Source organism: Arcicella sp. LKC2W (assembly GCF_034931005.1).
Taxonomy (GTDB): Bacteria; Bacteroidota; Bacteroidia; order Cytophagales; family Spirosomataceae; genus Arcicella.
The window spans coordinates 17,388-34,562 of record NZ_JAYGIN010000032.1; the positions used below are offsets into that span (position 1 = coordinate 17,388).

Genomic DNA, 17,175 nt, shown 5'->3' on the forward strand with positions numbered 1-17,175 from the left:
ATTAACTCATCGATAATTTATTATTTTGATTTTGTTTCACAAGATAACAATTTGAGACTAAAAAATAATATAAATTTATAATTAAACCTTATTGATTTTCAATCTCATAAAACGGTCGTTATATGAGACGGGAAATTACACCTCAAACACTCTCGATTTACTTTAAAAATTACTTAGATTTAAATATACAATCCGCATAAAAAACAGGCAGTTCATTTTCTCCACTATTTGGGTTGTAAAGTGTTAAAGAGTATGCTGGAAAACCATTTTCAGTATCATAATCCTTAAACTGTATATCACGGCTTTCGAAAATATCTCCAGTGTTAAATTCTGCTTGCAAAACAGGAATTATTGGTAACAAGGTATCCTCAATATTTATTAAATATTTTCCAGAAGTCTTGAACGGGAATTTATTAATTATTCCAAATACTTCTTTATCAAATGTTGTTCCTTTTTTAATGTTAATTCTATTCAAGTGTTGTATATAAACTGTTATAAAATTTGGAGCTTTTACTTCTTCAGTTTGGTACTTAAAGTTTGAATTATTTACATTATCATTTCGTCTTATTAATACTTTTGGAAGCATAGCTACAATTTGGTTTGTGAATATATTCGCACCTTCAATTACAAATGAACCAATATCCACAGATTGCGTTGGAATATCGACTACAATTTTTAGGTTATTACTTGAAGAACGTACTAATTTCCATCGATTATTTCCTTGCTTTTCAAATTCAAAAATATTCTTCTCAACAACTTTTGAAATAACACCATTTGATTCAGAAAAATTATTAACATCTAAGGTTAATTCTTTTTTAAGTGAGTTTATAAAATGTTCTTGATTAAATAAACTTTCTCCTTTTTCATCCGTCAAAACTATTTGTTTTGACCAATAAGCAATGAAGGCTTTAAAATCTCTTTTTTCTACGACATCTGCATCTTTGAGGTTGTTTTCTAAACTCTTAGTTTCAATAGATAACAATAGTTTATCCCCAGGTTGATAAATATCATTATTATCATCAATACCAAACTTAAGATTCCAAGCACCGGCAGCTTTTGACCACTCAGTTAGAGGATTAGTAATAATTTCTGTTTTAATAATACTTGGTTTAGATGGGAATTCTCGAATTATTTTAGGGAATTTTTTTACTTCATAAATCATATTAGATTTAAAAGGAGTAACTAACTGAATCCAATTTGATTTTTCGATATCGTCTGTTTCTTTAATAATATCAATATCATATTCAATATGAGTAATTTGTGGGTTTATTATAAAATCGTAAGTAGTGAAAGTGCTTCTTGATATTTTATTATTGCCTAAAAAGTCAAAAAGTAATGTAAAATCTTTTGGATTCTTAAAATCAATGAAGTCTAACTTTGACATAAAAATTTTATAATCGGTTGGACTTTTGTCTGCACTAACGGTAAAACGGTATCCTCCCAATTTTGATTCTATGATGTTTTTCATTGAAACATTAATAATACCATCATAATCATAAAAATTTGAAAGTCGTTCTTTCAAAAGGTTTTTAAATTCAATTACATTAATAGCTTTTTCTTCGCTTAGTTTCTCAGTTTTGGAATCAAGTTCATTTCCTTCGCTCGAGAGAATCATTTTAGAATTTATTAGGCTTTCAAGCAGTATTAAATCTATTTTACTTATTGACTTTGCAGAAAGCAATTCATCTACCTTTGATAAAATTATACGCAAACTACTATCTAAATCAATATTACTGAAAGATTCAATTAAAGGGTCTATTATTCCTGTAATAGTACGATTATATGTTCCAGACCATAATTGATTACTGTAAGGTTTAATACCGATAAACCCATTTTTATCTAAAAATGAATCTGATTTAGGCATTGCTTTAATCAAAATCGTTTTATCAATAAGAAATAATTGCTTATTTCCAATCCCATCCGAACCAATACCAATACAGTATTTGGCATTTGATTTTATTTTTATATCCTGCTCCAAGAGTGCTGTTGAAGGCTCTTTTTCTAATTTAATTATACTTTTTACTTCTCTGATAAACTTATCATCCCAAACATTATCAGTATCATTCGTTCTTACACAGTAGTCTTTGGGTCTTTCAATCTTTATTTCAAGTTTTAGTTCTTGTCTTAATTCTGATTTTAAATCAAACTCTAATAAAGCTGATTGGTTATTACTCTTGGGAATTACTTTATTAGTTTTGATTAAACTTAAACCATTTAATAACTCAGTTATAATTTTCTGCAGGAATTTTTGAATAGTACCATTTCCCGAATCATTAACCAAAACTGTAACTCGCTTATCGTCTATTTGATCTTTGATTGTGTTTATTTTTTCAGAGTACTCCCCAATTACTCTATTGATTTCTTTGAAATCATCATCAGTATATTTTCCATCTGACTTCCGTGCTATTCCAGCCAAATCAAGAACTTCTTCAAAAATTATAGAAGCTTTAAAATCCCATTTGATTTTTTGCTTATTAGTATCAATTGAATTTAACCAATAAGAAAATTTTGTAAGTGGCCATGAATCCAAAGAAATTAACTTATCAAAATATAGATGAGTATGATTAATTTCTCCTATGTTATTCAAAGCTCTGAAACCAAAAATATCACGAAGTCCAAATTTTAGCTTAAACCTCTTTCCAACAGCATCATAGCGATTTACACCTTTTGTAATAGGAGTAATGTGCTTATAAAATAGTTTTTCTGGCTCTTCTTTTTTCTGCTGGGGCATCAAAGGTATAATATTATCTCTTTGAAGAATTTCTTTACCTTTGTCATCAAACAGAGAAAACTCAACTGGTAAATATTGTGTGCTTAATTTTTCATTTGCCTTATTAATAACTCTGTCAATATGAAAGTTAAAACAATGAGCAGGAATCGTAGAATGATATTCTTGAATTTGTTGACCATTGTATTTTATTTCATCTAAAAAAAGACATTCTTTACTGATTACTGCGTCTAATTTTGAAAATAAATTACCTGAATTATTAATTTTTAGGAAGTTATTAAATACTTTAAATTCCTCATTCTTCTGTTCAAAAGAAATAATTATTGTTTGATTTGAAATTTGACTATTAATTGGAATAACATTATTATCAATTGGGTTTTCTAATTTCAAAAAATAACCCCCATTATTAGTAGTCATTCCTTCCCATAAAAGTGTCTTAAAATGAGGCTCGTCTGACTTTGCAATAAATAAATCGTGTACTTGTACCGATTTAATTTTATTTTCAATAACGATAGGCGGAAAAGTTCTTGGACTAAGATTAGTTTTTATAATTGTAATTTTACTGTCATTTGCGTCTAAATCAATTAGATTTAGAGTGTTATCGTTATTTTGAATTTTAAGATAAAATTTAATAGAATTAAACGAACCCTCACTTTCTTTTATTCTATTCATTAATTCTAAATCTTGAATCCTAACATTGGCAAATTCCAAAATTTTAATTATATTTTTTTGGGTAGCATCAATCTCAATGAACGGTTTTACTATTAATTCTACATTGGTACATGAGCTAAAATCTGAAATAATTGCAGCAGTTTCAAATTTACTATCGTTTAATCCTATCGACTTTAATGTATACTTCAAGCCCTTTTTTAATTCGGGTCTTTCGGGTCTTCTGAGTCGATTTGGTATTTCAAACATCCGTGCTGCATCATTTTTTCCGATTTTATATTGACTATTCGTAATACCTATTCTTAAATTTACTAATTCATAAGGTTCTTCATCCTTAAATTCACCAAATTCAGCGACAAGTTTATTGAAATCAAAATTGATTTTATCCCTACCATTTGCAACAAAATTTTGACTCAAAATTTCCTTGGATATGTCAATCGATTTACCAAAGTTTACATTATTAATAATTTCAATTTTTGATGTTTGAGAAAGATCTTTTAAGCTATCAACTTTTGAAGTTTGTAAAAGTAAATCATAAAATGCCCTTGAGTCCAATCCTGCTCCAAAACGTAACCCGTTATTATAAAAATAATTTAACTTACCAATGATGCCATCAAGGTTTTCATTTAAATCCCATTTACCATCACCATCTATTAATTTAGTTAACTCAATTTGTGGATTGAAGTTAGAGCTGTTTTTATTCTCTTCATCTACTCTGAAATTATAGTATTCTTCCAAAACTAACAACCCAATAAGTTTAAAATAATCTCTTATAATAAAGTCTTCTCTCAGATCATTATCTTTTGTTGCTAATTTTATATTCTTATCCCTTATAAAAGCCTGAGACATATAATTATCAAATTGCCCTTCGAATGCACTGATTTGTGTGTCCGAAAACCCACCTTCTCTTTTGATTATTTTTGATTCTTCTCCATTAATAATGTTAGAGTATTTTATGGTAAAGCCACTTGAAGTTGTTGTGAAATTTTCGTTATTTTTTTTATCTATCACATTGATTATTGATGTAATAGGTGCTGTAATAACTCTATAAGGGCAATTAGCTGGATTCGTCTGACATTCATTGTTTATAACTGCTTTCGAGAAACTTGTAAATTCATCCTTTCCAAATCCATAGGTTTGTTCAATAAAATCTTCATCTGTTATTTTAGTATTGACAAATATTGTAGGTGTATAAGAAATATTGATATCTGTTTTTGAACCTTCAATACCTCCTAATAATACACTACGAATCGAATCGTAATCTTTTCGCCCGCTCGCTATGATGCCTTCAAAAATTGGTTTTATAATACGTGTTTTTAAAATATTTTCCTTTGAAAATTTAAATTTACCTTCATTATTAAAGTAACCAAAGATGTTGATTGCAAACTGATGAATTAACTTTTTGCCTTCTGAAGAGTTGGTAAATGAAGGAACATAAATAATTGGAATTTCACCGAGCTTAATAGTTATTGGACTTGCAAGTTTTACAAATTTACTTTTATTAAAATTAGATTCATTTAAAGTACGTTCGTTTAAAATTTTCGTAGTATTACTACTACTACCTAATGTATAGGAAAATCTAATTGTAGTTTCAAAACTTAAATTCACTCTTATGCAATAGCTAAAACCAAATCCGCTTACGCAAGCAATTGTGATTTCAATACTTACGCTTACTTGACCTTCTATATAGAGCGGTACAGACTGTATTTTGCCACTAATAAGCATGAATAAAAATCCTACTTCAACTTGCAAAATTATTTGTACTGAAGCCTTAATAATACTAAAATCTATGTACCCTATCACTTCTGCTCTTGCTCCAACTCTACCTTGTAATGCAAAGTGTTCTGGCAATAATTTGCTAAGTCCAGATTTATCTTTATCAAATGCAAATGCCCCCTCTAAGATTCCATATACACTTATTGAGGCTCCAGCATAGAAAATGCCTTTGTTTATGTACGCTCCAATTCCTATCCGCAGAGCAATACCAGATTGGATAATATTATATTTGTCATTGTCTTTTGGAAGCCTATCTCCAAATAATGTCAAAGAAGCTGTACGAAGGGCTGTTAAGTATAATCCGCCCCACCCTACAAATGGACGAATTTGAACTAAACACGAGCGGCTCCAATCAATACCTCTCGGGAAACCAATATCTACTTTCCAGTCTCCATTTGTAAAAATGTCAATGCCTATATTTGGAATTGTTATTGCCGCTCCACCTGCGTCAATATTTCGAATAGAATCAGGTAGCTGTATATCAGTAGAATAAACACCTAAATTATCGGAGACTTTTTTATAAAGAATTTCTAAAGAAAATAAATTTTTGTCCCCATTGCCTTTTATACCTATAAATGCCCCATACAAATCTGGATCATTAAAAATAAATTTAAAGTCAACAGGCCAATCAGCAGGTAATATTGCATCTGATGCTATGAGCCAGTTGCGTTCGGGTTTGTAAATATTTGGTGGTATATTTTTTTCATCACAAAATTTGATATCAGGTTTAAATATATTTTTCACTTTATCAATTGCACCTTGGACATTATTAGGAACATTGTCTATACCGATACCTTGGCCTACACCAAGCCTTAATTTATTTTTTTCTATAATTGGATTTGTGCCTTCCATATAGGTGACTAACCAAGCGACTTTACTTCCGATAAGGGGATTGGCAAAGATTAAGGCATTTAACTTTGCCTCCTTATTGGTTGGTAACTCTGTACCAAAAAGAGTTAGCCTTGGATTTATAAGTTTTAAAAAATATTGGTCATCATTTTTTAGTTTACAAAGTTCAAAATTATCAACATCAAATTTAAACGCTCCAAAATCAATGTGGATGGAATCAGTTTTGGGTCCATCAAGTTTAAAACCTAAAACCAGGCCTCCTTTAAATGACCAGCTCACCAGTAACTTGCCTTTCAAAGCTTTAAGTAATGCTAAATCACCTAATGTACCTAAGTCTAAATCAAATACAAAAGAGAAAAGGTTACCTAATTCAATTGTTGGAATATTAAAGTCACTAATTTTTAGAAAATCAAAGTCTGGACTTTTAAATTCAATCTCCTTTCCAATTTCTTTTTTGAATTGAAAGGTTCTAAAATGATTAAATTTGATTGGAAAACTACTTAAAAAGCCCTTCCCATCGAATTTTATTTTTGGTAGTGGGATTAATTTTGACAAATCAAAATTAATTTCAGGTAGCTTTAAAGGTTTTAATTCAAAATTTAAGCCTATATTTTGAAGAGATAATTGCTCAAACGATAGAATATTCCCTATGATATCTTTATTAAAATCTATATCAGCATCAATATCAAATCGGTATTTATTCTTTTCAGTTACATCAACACCAAAAAGGAGTTTCTCAATAGAGATTTTTTTAATAATAGTGCTTACATTATTAATTTTAATTTTCGAACTAAGGATAAAGGTAAATTCATCTTGATTAGAACTATTTTTTTGATACTTGCCATCTAATTTTATTAAGTTTTTTATTTTTTCCCCGTCAGATGACAGTTTTATTCCTTCAATTATGACATCATCATCAAAAAGTTTGGAGATTTTTAATAAGGCTGTTGAGTTAAATTCTCTTATTTCAGAATTTTCGAAGTTTATTTTAAGTTTGGATAATATAAATTTGTATTCATTACTTGCTATATTGAAATAACTTGTAACACGATTCAAGTCTTCTTTTTCTTTTAAAACATCATAATCTATTAATCCATTAAAAGACGTTGATTGAATACTAACCGTTGAAGTAGTAGCATCAACAAAAGTTTTATTGACTGGGAATGCTACGTATTGAAATTTCAATCCTGTTTTAAACTCTAATGGCTTTGATAAATCGCTTGAAGGGTTTTCTGATTTTTTTATACTTTGTGAGGCGAGTAAACCATTAAATATAGATGGCAAATCTTTATTATCTGCAATTGGCACGTTAAGTATTAACACTCCATTCCAATTATTATTATTTTTAATATTATCAGGGACAGGTGTAATATTATTTTTTATTGAATTTTTAATATCTTCTAATCCATTTCTATAATTTGATTGTCCAGCATTAGAACCATCAAAATTGCTCCAAAGGCTAACATCTTCAATTAATTCATTAATTTTTTTACTACTGAATTTGAAAATTAGTATTTTTTCCTCATGGGTATCTGATAACTCACTATGTTGCACAAAATCAAATAAATCTACCCCAAATTCTCTTATTTTGAAGTAAACGGATATATCCAATGTAACATTTTTAATCAACTTTGGAGTAAGCACAAAGAAAACATCCTCTTTTGAAATTGAAAGCTGAAAAGCTAAATCTCCTTTGGTATCTACTTTAAATTGGGGAGTTTTTGTTCCCGCAGCAATATTTTTTGCTAATAATGCAGGATTATTATTATCATTTTTTATAAAATTATAGTTGTTCCCTTCTTTGAGAAAACCTTGTGGGGAGATTTTTTTTGTTAAATCGGTATCAGATTTTGCATAAGTAGCAATTCGTCTTTTAACTAATAAATTCTCTAAGGTTGAAAGGCTTTTTTTATTTTTAAATTCTAATGTTGGGATGATTGGGGAAATTACTTGATTATTGGCATCTCCTACTTTTATTGCTTTATATTTAGATTCTTTTTCATTGCTGAAATAGGGTGCTTTTTCAGCATCTAAGAAATATCCTTTTTTGCCATCAATAATAGCGACAGAAGTTATGGAACCTCCGATTGCTTCCTCGATTACTTCTCCTTTATTATTTTCACTAAATTTAACTTTATCAATTGTTGTAAACTTAATAATTGTGTCCTCGAAACGTTCTGTACCAGATTTACCAGCCAAAAGTTTTTTTGAGCTTTTTGAAATTAATGTTAGTTTTTCACCATCTGACGGCGAAAAAAAGAAGTTTCTTCTATTTAAAGTAGTCGGATTAGCGTTGACAAAAGTGATTTTTGAGAGTAATGAGTTAGACCTCTTAATCGTAAAATTATTGCCAAGTTCGTCAAGAAAATTAGTTTTTATTAGGTCATTTTTAGGAAATAACTCTAAATAGGAGCGAAATTCATCATTGCTCTGGTCGAATTCAAGCACGGGATAGATTATGCCAAGCATCGTCATATTTGGTGCAAAACTACTTCTTTCAAAATATTCAAAATGATGTAAATTTGACTTGGTTAATAGTGCCGTTTGTGGCTGGATAAAAATCCTCTCGGAAAGATTAATAAATTTTAAACATATTGAACCAATACACTTTTCCGATATTTTTGAAAAGAGATTAAAAATAGTTTTTTGTTTTTTTAGAGGAATTATAAACTCTACATATTCATTTTGCAGAGTTCTTGATGCTAACCGATGTTTCTTATCATTCTCTACATTAAATAACAGGCTTTCATTTGTATTATCAAATGAAATGATTGCCTTACTGCTTTGCCCAACTTCATTAGAATTGGTTAATTCTAAAATATGTTCATCTTTACCAAAAGATATATTATTATATTGAACAAGTTGATTTTTATTTAATATCGCCATTGATGGTGATAAATCAATATTTGACTTCCCTAAAAAATCTATCCAGAATATCCCCCTCCCACTCTGTACCTTAACCAATAATTGATTTTTTAAATTATTATCAAAAACAGGATTATCATTTTTATAAAAAATCAATAGGAATTTAAAAGCATAGTTCTTAAATGCTTTTTGAAAATCGAATGTATCATTTGTAATATCCTCCGAAAAAATAAAATACTTTGATTCCTCAAAATCAACAGGAAGATAAAAATTTTTATTCTGAGCAATTTGTTTTAGTTCCATTTTCTAAAATTGAATTTTATCACTGGGTAGTAAAATTGATTCATTTCTTAAATTTATTTTTTTATATTTCCCATTCCAATAACGAAAAATATTTGTCGAGTTAGTTATTGAGAGTTGGGGCTTCAATTGATTAAAATTTATCCCTATTGGAATGGACACATATTTGTTGTTAACCACTATCTCTATTAATGGGTAGATTACATTTCGTAAACCAAAAGATGAAATATAATTAACAGACGAAAAATTAAGATCATCATTCAAATAAAATTGGGAGATACTATTCTTTTTAAAATGCCATAATTGAGAATTACAGTTAACAGTACTTGTTTCAGAAGATGAATTACATCCCCCTGGGGATGAACTTTTATTATTTTTTTTTAAGTTATTTTGATACAAAAATATATAATCACACTCTTTAAGTGTATTCGATAATTGTATGTCTTCCGTGGATGCCTGGAGAACAATTTTCCCATCATTATTTATCAAATTATCTGGCATACCTTTATTTTGAAAATTATGAAATGGATTTTGGATAATTCTTCCCCATTTATCTCTATATATTGAAATCATTGAAGTACCTATTAATCTGTAACTCCAATTTCCATTTATTGCTGTATCGATATCTACGGCATCTACTCTTAATTTTATTTTGGAATTTAACAAAATAAACGAATGTCCATAGGAAACATCGTACTCACTTATATACCTTGCGAGAGAAGCCTCTTCTGGAATCGGAATTACTTCAAAAATCTTTTCTATTATATTCTGGCATATACTTGTTGCCCAGGTATTTTGAACTTCTTTTTTTGCAAATTCAACAAGTAATTTTTTAGATAAATCCTCAAATAATTTTTTAATTGAATCTGGTGACTTATCTAAAAAATCATTATAGTCAATTTCTAATATGAATCCCGAATTCTTCCATTGGATTCTGCAGAACGAGGTCACAGTAGATATGTTACCCTCTTTACTATCAAGTATTTTTGTTTTTTTTGTGTGGCAATAGATAGCTTTATCAAGTTGGCTGAGACTTACATAATAATTACTATTCAGATTTTCCACCTCAATAGAATGATACCTCAAATTTTTACGGAAGACTCCTTTTTCGTTCAAAACAAGGTTTGATTTAGGCGGTAAAATAAAATCAATACTCCCATTTTTGAAATCCAAAGTTTTTATTCTAAAGCTGCATTGAGAATATGATTTATTAAATGTAAAAAGAAAGAGAATTAAGATATAATTTTTCATAATCAGATTTTTGAAATTAATGAGTAAAATCTATTTCTTTACAGAAGCATGAATATGTAAAGCATCTTCATACCAAACCCAATCAAATCCAGCAGTAACTGCAAGATCAAATAAATCACCCAATTTCTTGCTATCTTTATCACTTGTAGTAATGTCTACCGCTCTTGCTTCATAATGAAGGCTTTTTGAAGAGTGTTCCATTTGCCCATCCCATGCTTCTACTATTCTTAATTTTATCGTTACTCCCCATTTAGCTTCGACCAAATCGGCTAACTCATCAACCTTCTCTTTTAGATTTTGGGTCATCATCTTGTCATCATCTGGATTGGGTTCTTCACTCTTAAATACAATTTTAGGGTTTTCATTTTTTTGTAAATTCTTAAACTCATCCGAGCCTCTTGAAATAACTTTATTAAATGGTCCAGATGCAGTAGCATCGACCTCGGCAACATTTGGTTTATGTTCCCCTATTGTCGCAGGTTTAATAATTAATAAATTTTTTTGATTAGTTGGAGGGGGAGTGTTTAAAGAAGTTATCCTACCCAAAATTAAATCTATTATACTTATAAAAAATTTATTACTTCCGTATGCAAAAACAAACCCATACCCAAATAGGATGAGCGTTTCCCAAGGTGTTATGTCGTTACTTTTGATTCTTAAATTCGGAAGTCCTTTTAATCCATCAATTAGTGCATCTACTAATGGAACAAGCATTGCTCCAGCAACACCTATAATTATATACGCAAAAAATTCCCAATGCACTCTAATAAATTCGTAGGCTTTACCCCAAAAGGATATTTCCGTCATATCTCCCTCGGTTAATAAATTTATTTTCGGTTCGGGAGATAACCTGAGATTTTTAAAATTTACAAAATATGAAACAAGCCCTCCTATCAAACCTGAAATTAGAAGAGACGGAATTATTTTAAGGAGATTTACCATTTTGTTAATATTATTAAATGTGAAAAAATGAGATAAGTATTATTAAAAAATTGAGTTTCAAATTGTATTCAAATTAGAAAATGTCTTGAATTTAATGAGACTATTTGTTGCAAAATCTTAAATTTGAACAAAGGAAGTTAGAGTATCTACCTGCACTTTTAAAATTAGAAATAAATGAATGTTTCGTGCTTTATAAATCTCAGGTGAAACAGTATATTAAAGGTATTTGAAGGATTACCGTAAGAAATGAAATCTAAATTAGTAATATTCCAAGAAAAAAAGGTATTTATTGTAAAAATCTTATTATTCGGTAATTTTCACCACATCTTTTTCCTAAGTTTTTTTAATTTTTCTTATCAAAACTGGTTAATAAAAGTAAATTCCTTGCAATTATCTTTCAAGACCATAAGTTAGTTTTTCAATGTAAATCAAATATTTGTGATAAGAATAACTTGTGAATATTTTTCATCTTTGAATGATAAGTGCCAACTATAGTATGTGGCATATTGTGAATACTATAATTAGCTTTGAAAAAAATTACGAATGAAAACTCAACCCAATATACTATTGCTTCAATTTGGAGAAAAAGTCAGAAAACTTAGACTTTTGAAAGGGTATTCTCAAGAAGAATTAGCACACGAAGCGAATCTCCATAGGACTTATATAGGCATGATAGAAAGAGCTGAAAAAAATATATCTCTTCTAAACATAGTTAAAATTGCTAATGCTTTAGAAATCTCTACAGCAGATTTGTTAATTGATTTAAAATGAAAGAAAAAATAAATACCAAACTACTATTAAAAGAAAGTAATGCCGAAGATTCACAATTGACATCGACTACTGACATTCCAAATGTATATGGGAGTAAGGGGGAAAAATGGTCAACTCCTTTTGTAAATTATATGGAGGAAATTGTAAATCATCCCACCTACGCAAATATGCCAGATGCTATAAAGGATGATGGGAAAATTCAATGGGAAGCCCCTTCAAATAGGTCGTCTGGTAAATATCAGTTTACTCATCAAAAAAGGAGAGATTGGTGGCTTAAAAAAGCAAAAGAGGTTGGTATAGACTCAAATTCTGACAAATGGATAAGCAGAACTGCCAAGTTAATACACCCAACAGGTGAAAAACCATGTAAAAGATGCGGTAGAATATTACGAATAGGTTATGCGTATCCAAACGACATTCTCATCAACAAAATAAAGAAGAGTTTAGGTAATGATTTTATATTCTCCTCTCTTGACCAAATAAATGATATTATTCTAAACGCTTTCAATCAATTTGGGGATAAAGTAATTGGTATATTTTCTAAATTACTAAGCACACCCACGATAAAAGTACCCCAGTTTAGTTCTGATATTGAAACCTTTATTAACTGGGTAAAGAGTGACTATATTCCATTAGAATCATCCCTTCTTAGCCCAGGTGTAATGTCCAACCCTCCAGATCGCCTTGATGGGTTTCATTCTTTCAACAAATGTTGTCGTGGAAAAGCAGACAAAGGTAGGTCTTCTGAAAACTTAAAAAGTTATACTACTGATAGAAGGGTGTTTGAATATTGGTCTGATGGAGATTGGATTGCAGCAGATGATTTAATGGGATTAATTCGTACACGTTTTAAAAATGAAATAAATGCAGACGGTGGAGAAGGGTTACCAACAGCAGATCATATTGGTCCATTATCGTTAGGTTTTTGCCACAGACCCGAATTTAGGCTTCTCAGCAAAAAAGCAAATTCAGCCAAAAATAATAGAATGAGTTTGCAAGACGTACAAGATTTAATTAAAGCGGAGAAACAAGGATTGGATGTTGTCTCTTGGTACGCTAAACCTCTTTGGGATTTGAGAAAAAATGATATTACCAATGATGAAGAAGCCTTACGATTATCAAAAATGCTCAGAGACAATCAAAGAAACGCATTATTTCTATTTTCAGTTTTACTTGAAAAGAAAATGTATTTTTTTTTAACTTACTTTCTTGAGCTTGGATATGCAGATTTCAAATTAGAATTTGTTAATCTTAGAATAGAGAACTTTTTAACTGTTTATGATTCAATCATTAAAGAAAAAAAATACACAAAATATACCATTGAACAAAAAGCAAGAAGAATTAGAATTGGTTTTGAAGCATTATTTGCTTATCGTGACAAAATAAATAGACACCTATTGTTAGTTAATGAAGATTCCGTTAGAAGTACTGTTAATAATGTGGTAAATCTAATTCGTGACGAAAACTACGATTGTAAGTACTTAGATGAACAATTTGAACATATTTTATTGTACTCAAATGATACAATTGAACATGAGCTAAGATTATTAGTTACAACAATTACTTCTAATAAAATTGAAGTTTTTGAAACAGCCAAAAAAATTCTTACTACAGAAATGATAAGTATTGCCACCTATATTTCCGCTATGTGGGAAAATGATAGGTATTTGAGAACTGAGTTCATTTTAGACTAAACTGATAATTTGAATTTGAAATTATCCAAGTATTCAAAAGGTGAAATAACCCCTCTCATTAATTTTTGATATATAGTTATTGGGGAGTGTTGATAGTTCAAAATAGAGCCATTTTGTCCAGCATTTAATTCTGGAAGGTCGGATAAGGCATCTTCCACACTAACACATTCAAAATAGTTATTGAACAAATCTTTTGATTCTCCTAATGAAGTAAGAATTGGAGGTGGAAGGATATTAGATTGAGTTTTTCTCTGTCCGATTAAAAAAACTCTTTTCCTTCTTTGAGGAATAGCATATTTTTCAGAACTAAAAACAAATCCTTTAACATGAGGCATTATTCCTTCAAATCCAACTTTAACTTGATTAAATATGCTACCCTTTTCCATACTTAATAGTCCAGCAACATTTTCAAAAACAAAACCATCTGGTTTCACAATTTTTAAGAATTCTGTATAATTCAAAAAAAGTGAATTTCTTTCATCGTCCATTGTACGTTTATTCCCCGCTGTTGAAAAACCTTGGCATGGAGGTCCTCCCAAAACCCAAAAAGGGCGATTATGGTATTTTCGTTTCGCTTCAAGTGTACGATCAACCAATTCTGAAAAAATATTTGGGTCTGTTATACTTCCAACTAATGTATTTTCATGGACATTTTGTGAATAGGTTTCAAGAAATTTTGCATCAATATCATTTGCAAGAATTGGTTGCCAACCCGCCCATTTAAAACCTAACCCCATACCACCTGCCCCAGAAAACAGGTCAATAAATACACCACATTGTCCAATAGCTTCATTAATTTGTAAAGCTATTTGAAAAGCTAACAAAGGCGGAACAGCATTTCCAATCTGATTATTAATTGAACCCTGTGAGCCTAAAAATAAGAATTTGTCTGGAAATGATTGAAGCCTTGCTGCCTCTCTTTGGGATAGAACTCGGTCTTGTTTATAATGTATATGGCATCCATTTCCAGGTCTATTGAAATATGTATTAATTGTATAAGATGGTTTATTTGGAAGAAGTCTACCGTAATAAGTGGACCGGCTACCTTCGCCTTTTGAAAAACTATCCCGAATCTGCTGAATCCGTCTTGAAGGTACATCAAGTGGAATATTTTTCCAATTTCCTCCTGGTGGAACAGAATTTACAATTAACATATCCAAATCGCTTAAAGTAGAGGTGTGGTGATTAGGTATTTTAATTGTAACATTTAAATTATTAATCATTTTTTTGGGATAAATTTTTAAATTCGTATTTTAAGCAATTCTTTTCTTCAATGGTTAATTTTTCAAAAGAGTTCAATATAAAGTTAAATTCTTCTTCATTTAGATTGTAAATTATTTTGGCAACATAGGCTTCAATTTTTACTACTGAAGAAGTAGCACCAGATAAACTTTCTTCTACAAGAGGTAAAAGGTTCTGATAATTAATAAAATCATTTCTATCTGGAATGCACACTTTTCTGATGGCTGAAAGTGAAATATGACTTGTTGCTAAATAGGATTTAAGCTGAAATTCAAAACAAAGGGAATTCATAATTCCCAGTAAAATTCTTAGAGCATTTCCATCACCATCTTTATAGTAACACACCCCTAATGAATTTCCTGCAACGATTTGTTCATTTACAAGAGTAGCTATCAATCTTCTTTTCTGACTTGGGCGAGACACGTCTCTCCAAACTATTTTCTCAAAATAAACAGATTGCGGTATTTTCCAACCTTCCTTCACAACAATTTGAAAAGGCTTTGTTTTAATTTCATAGCGATTAACCATACGTCCTTTTAAGAACTTTATTCCATCTATCCCTTCGAATAACCATTTTTGAATACCAGTCTCATCAATCTCTCTTCCCGCCCATAAACAATTGCTTTCGTTAATTTCTACTGACTTCCATCGTTTAAACTTTGCATTTATTTTATCTAAAATTAGAATTCCTTGTGAACCAGTACTAATCGGAATAGTATATCCTGTCATTCTTAGTGTAGAATGTTTAAGATTCAATACATCATTATTTTCAAGAGAAAGAAACTTGTTATATAGAGAGATATTAATGCTAATAGCACTTTTTTCTCTCTTTCTAAAAACCATTGTTGATGAACTAATATCTGCATTGCCAAACAATTTTGCCTCAGCGGGATAATAAGAAATATCGAGTACCGTAGATTTTGAAAAAATGAATTCTCTAAGATTTCTTGATTGATCATCTGCAAAAAAAGATGCTGGCAAAACAATTAATACTAATCCATCGGGTTTGGCAACTAATGAACTTACTTCTAACCCTACTCTTGATAAATTAGTCCCCCAACCAGCAAATTTATTAGTTGGTTGAGATAATACAAATTCTTTTGCAAGAAAATCATCATAATACTTTAACTCTTTTATATAAAGAGCTTTTTCATTTTCTGATAAACAACTTAGTTCTTTACTGTCGGGTTTTAATAATTCCCAAGGAGGATTTGTTATCACAATGTCAAAAGTATCATTATAGTTTGACGTTAATTTAAAAGCATCCTCATTTTCAATAAAATAGTTTATCTTAAATCCTTTTTCTATTAATTTTTCCATCTTAATTTCAGCAACCTTAAGACCAATCTCATTTATGTCCCATAAGTACACCTCCCAATGAACTACTGGTAGTTTTAACTTTCCCCACTCTTCAATCAGCCAATAAATCATTCGTCCATCTCCAGCAAATGGATCGGCTATTTTAACGAGGCTATTTGAAAATACTGAATTCCTTGAATGAATTAATAAATCTTGAATAGCATTTTTAGCCAAAACTTCATGAGTAAAATAGCGACCTGTAAGTTTATCTATTAGACTCTCAGAAACTTGACTTCCTAAAGAGTTGATATTTTTTATGTGATTCAAAATTATATGCCTTTTATAGTATGCAAAAATAACTATAAATCACGAGATAAACAAACAAGTACACGTCAATAAAATTATATTTTTGCGCCTTCAAAAGCATTTAATTTTTAGCCAAAATACTTTCCCCGACCCTGAAAATTTTAAACTGTCTTTTCATAAAACGTTTTTCCTGTCTGCATAACTGAATGTACAAATGAATAATCCTCAGAGCCGTATTCCGTAACCTCTTCTGGGGTATAAATGTGAATATCAACTCGAATAAGATAATTCGATAGTATCGGCTTTAAATCGTTCCCTCTATTTATCATAGGCAAGTCCGTTTCTTTAATAATAAAAATATCCAAATCGCTTTTATTGGTAGCTAAACCTTTTGCATAAGAACCAAAAACTATCACCTTTTCTGGATGAATTCTTTGAACAATTTTATCTATTAAGCTCTGTATTTCTATTTCTTTTAGCATT

8 protein-coding genes are annotated in these 17,175 nt (G+C 29.9%); 2 read left to right on the top strand and 6 right to left on the bottom strand.

Going from position 1 to position 17,175, the window contains the following annotated elements:
- Positions 1–169: 169 nt before the first annotated feature.
- From VB796_RS21585 to VB796_RS21595, 3 genes are read right to left on the bottom strand one after another with little or no spacing between them, the layout of a single operon-like run.
- A complete protein-coding gene (locus VB796_RS21585; protein WP_323348667.1) occupies positions 170–9,190 on the bottom strand; it encodes a hypothetical protein in 9,021 nt (3,006 codons plus the stop codon).
- A gap of 3 nt (positions 9,191–9,193) precedes the next feature.
- On the bottom strand, positions 9,194–10,438 hold the full coding sequence (locus VB796_RS21590; protein ID WP_323348668.1) for a hypothetical protein: 1,245 nt from the start codon (positions 10,436–10,438) through the stop codon (positions 9,194–9,196).
- A gap of 30 nt (positions 10,439–10,468) precedes the next feature.
- Positions 10,469–11,380, bottom strand: a complete 912-nt coding sequence (locus VB796_RS21595; protein WP_323348669.1) for a hypothetical protein — start codon at positions 11,378–11,380, stop codon at positions 10,469–10,471.
- 543 nt (positions 11,381–11,923) lie between these two features.
- Between VB796_RS21595 and VB796_RS21600 the strand changes: the two genes are divergently transcribed.
- Both VB796_RS21600 and VB796_RS21605 read left to right on the top strand, forming a co-directional pair.
- The gene (locus VB796_RS21600) at positions 11,924–12,151 is read left to right on the top strand and encodes a helix-turn-helix transcriptional regulator (protein ID WP_323348670.1); all 228 of its coding nucleotides are present in this window, start codon (positions 11,924–11,926) and stop codon (positions 12,149–12,151) included.
- Positions 12,148–13,845, top strand: a complete 1,698-nt coding sequence (locus VB796_RS21605) for an Alw26I/Eco31I/Esp3I family type II restriction endonuclease (RefSeq protein WP_323348671.1) — start codon at positions 12,148–12,150, stop codon at positions 13,843–13,845. Before VB796_RS21600 ends, VB796_RS21605 begins: the two co-directional genes overlap by 4 nt.
- Here the strand turns inward: VB796_RS21605 and dcm are convergent.
- From dcm to VB796_RS21620, 3 genes are all read right to left on the bottom strand, one after another.
- On the bottom strand, positions 13,842–15,068 hold the full coding sequence (gene dcm / locus VB796_RS21610; protein ID WP_323348672.1) for a DNA (cytosine-5-)-methyltransferase: 1,227 nt from the start codon (positions 15,066–15,068) through the stop codon (positions 13,842–13,844). The two genes, VB796_RS21605 and dcm, sit on opposite strands and share 4 nt — an antisense overlap.
- Entirely contained in the window at positions 15,061–16,713 is a 1,653-nt protein-coding gene (locus VB796_RS21615; protein ID WP_323348673.1) for an Alw26I/Eco31I/Esp3I family type II restriction adenine-specific DNA-methyltransferase, read from the bottom strand. Before VB796_RS21615 ends, dcm begins: the two co-directional genes overlap by 8 nt.
- Before the next feature lie 140 nt (positions 16,714–16,853).
- Positions 16,854–17,174, bottom strand: a complete 321-nt coding sequence (locus tag VB796_RS21620; RefSeq protein WP_323348674.1) for a nucleotidyltransferase domain-containing protein — start codon at positions 17,172–17,174, stop codon at positions 16,854–16,856.
- Position 17,175 lies beyond the last annotated feature (1 nt).

Bases quoted from the DNA above. Each gene is read 5' to 3' on its own strand.
- VB796_RS21585 (WP_323348667.1), bottom strand. From the start codon at position 9,190: ATGGAACTAAAACAAATTGCTCAGAATAAAAATTTTTATCTTCCTGTT.
- VB796_RS21590 (WP_323348668.1), bottom strand. From the start codon at position 10,438: ATGAAAAATTATATCTTAATTCTCTTTCTTTTTACATTTAATAAATCA.
- VB796_RS21595 (WP_323348669.1), bottom strand. From the start codon at position 11,380: ATGGTAAATCTCCTTAAAATAATTCCGTCTCTTCTAATTTCAGGTTTG.
- VB796_RS21600 (WP_323348670.1), top strand. From the start codon at position 11,924: ATGAAAACTCAACCCAATATACTATTGCTTCAATTTGGAGAAAAAGTC.
- VB796_RS21605 (WP_323348671.1), top strand. From the start codon at position 12,148: ATGAAAGAAAAAATAAATACCAAACTACTATTAAAAGAAAGTAATGCC.
- dcm (WP_323348672.1), bottom strand. From the start codon at position 15,068: ATGATTAATAATTTAAATGTTACAATTAAAATACCTAATCACCACACC.
- VB796_RS21620 (WP_323348674.1), bottom strand. From the start codon at position 17,174: ATGCTAAAAGAAATAGAAATACAGAGCTTAATAGATAAAATTGTTCAA.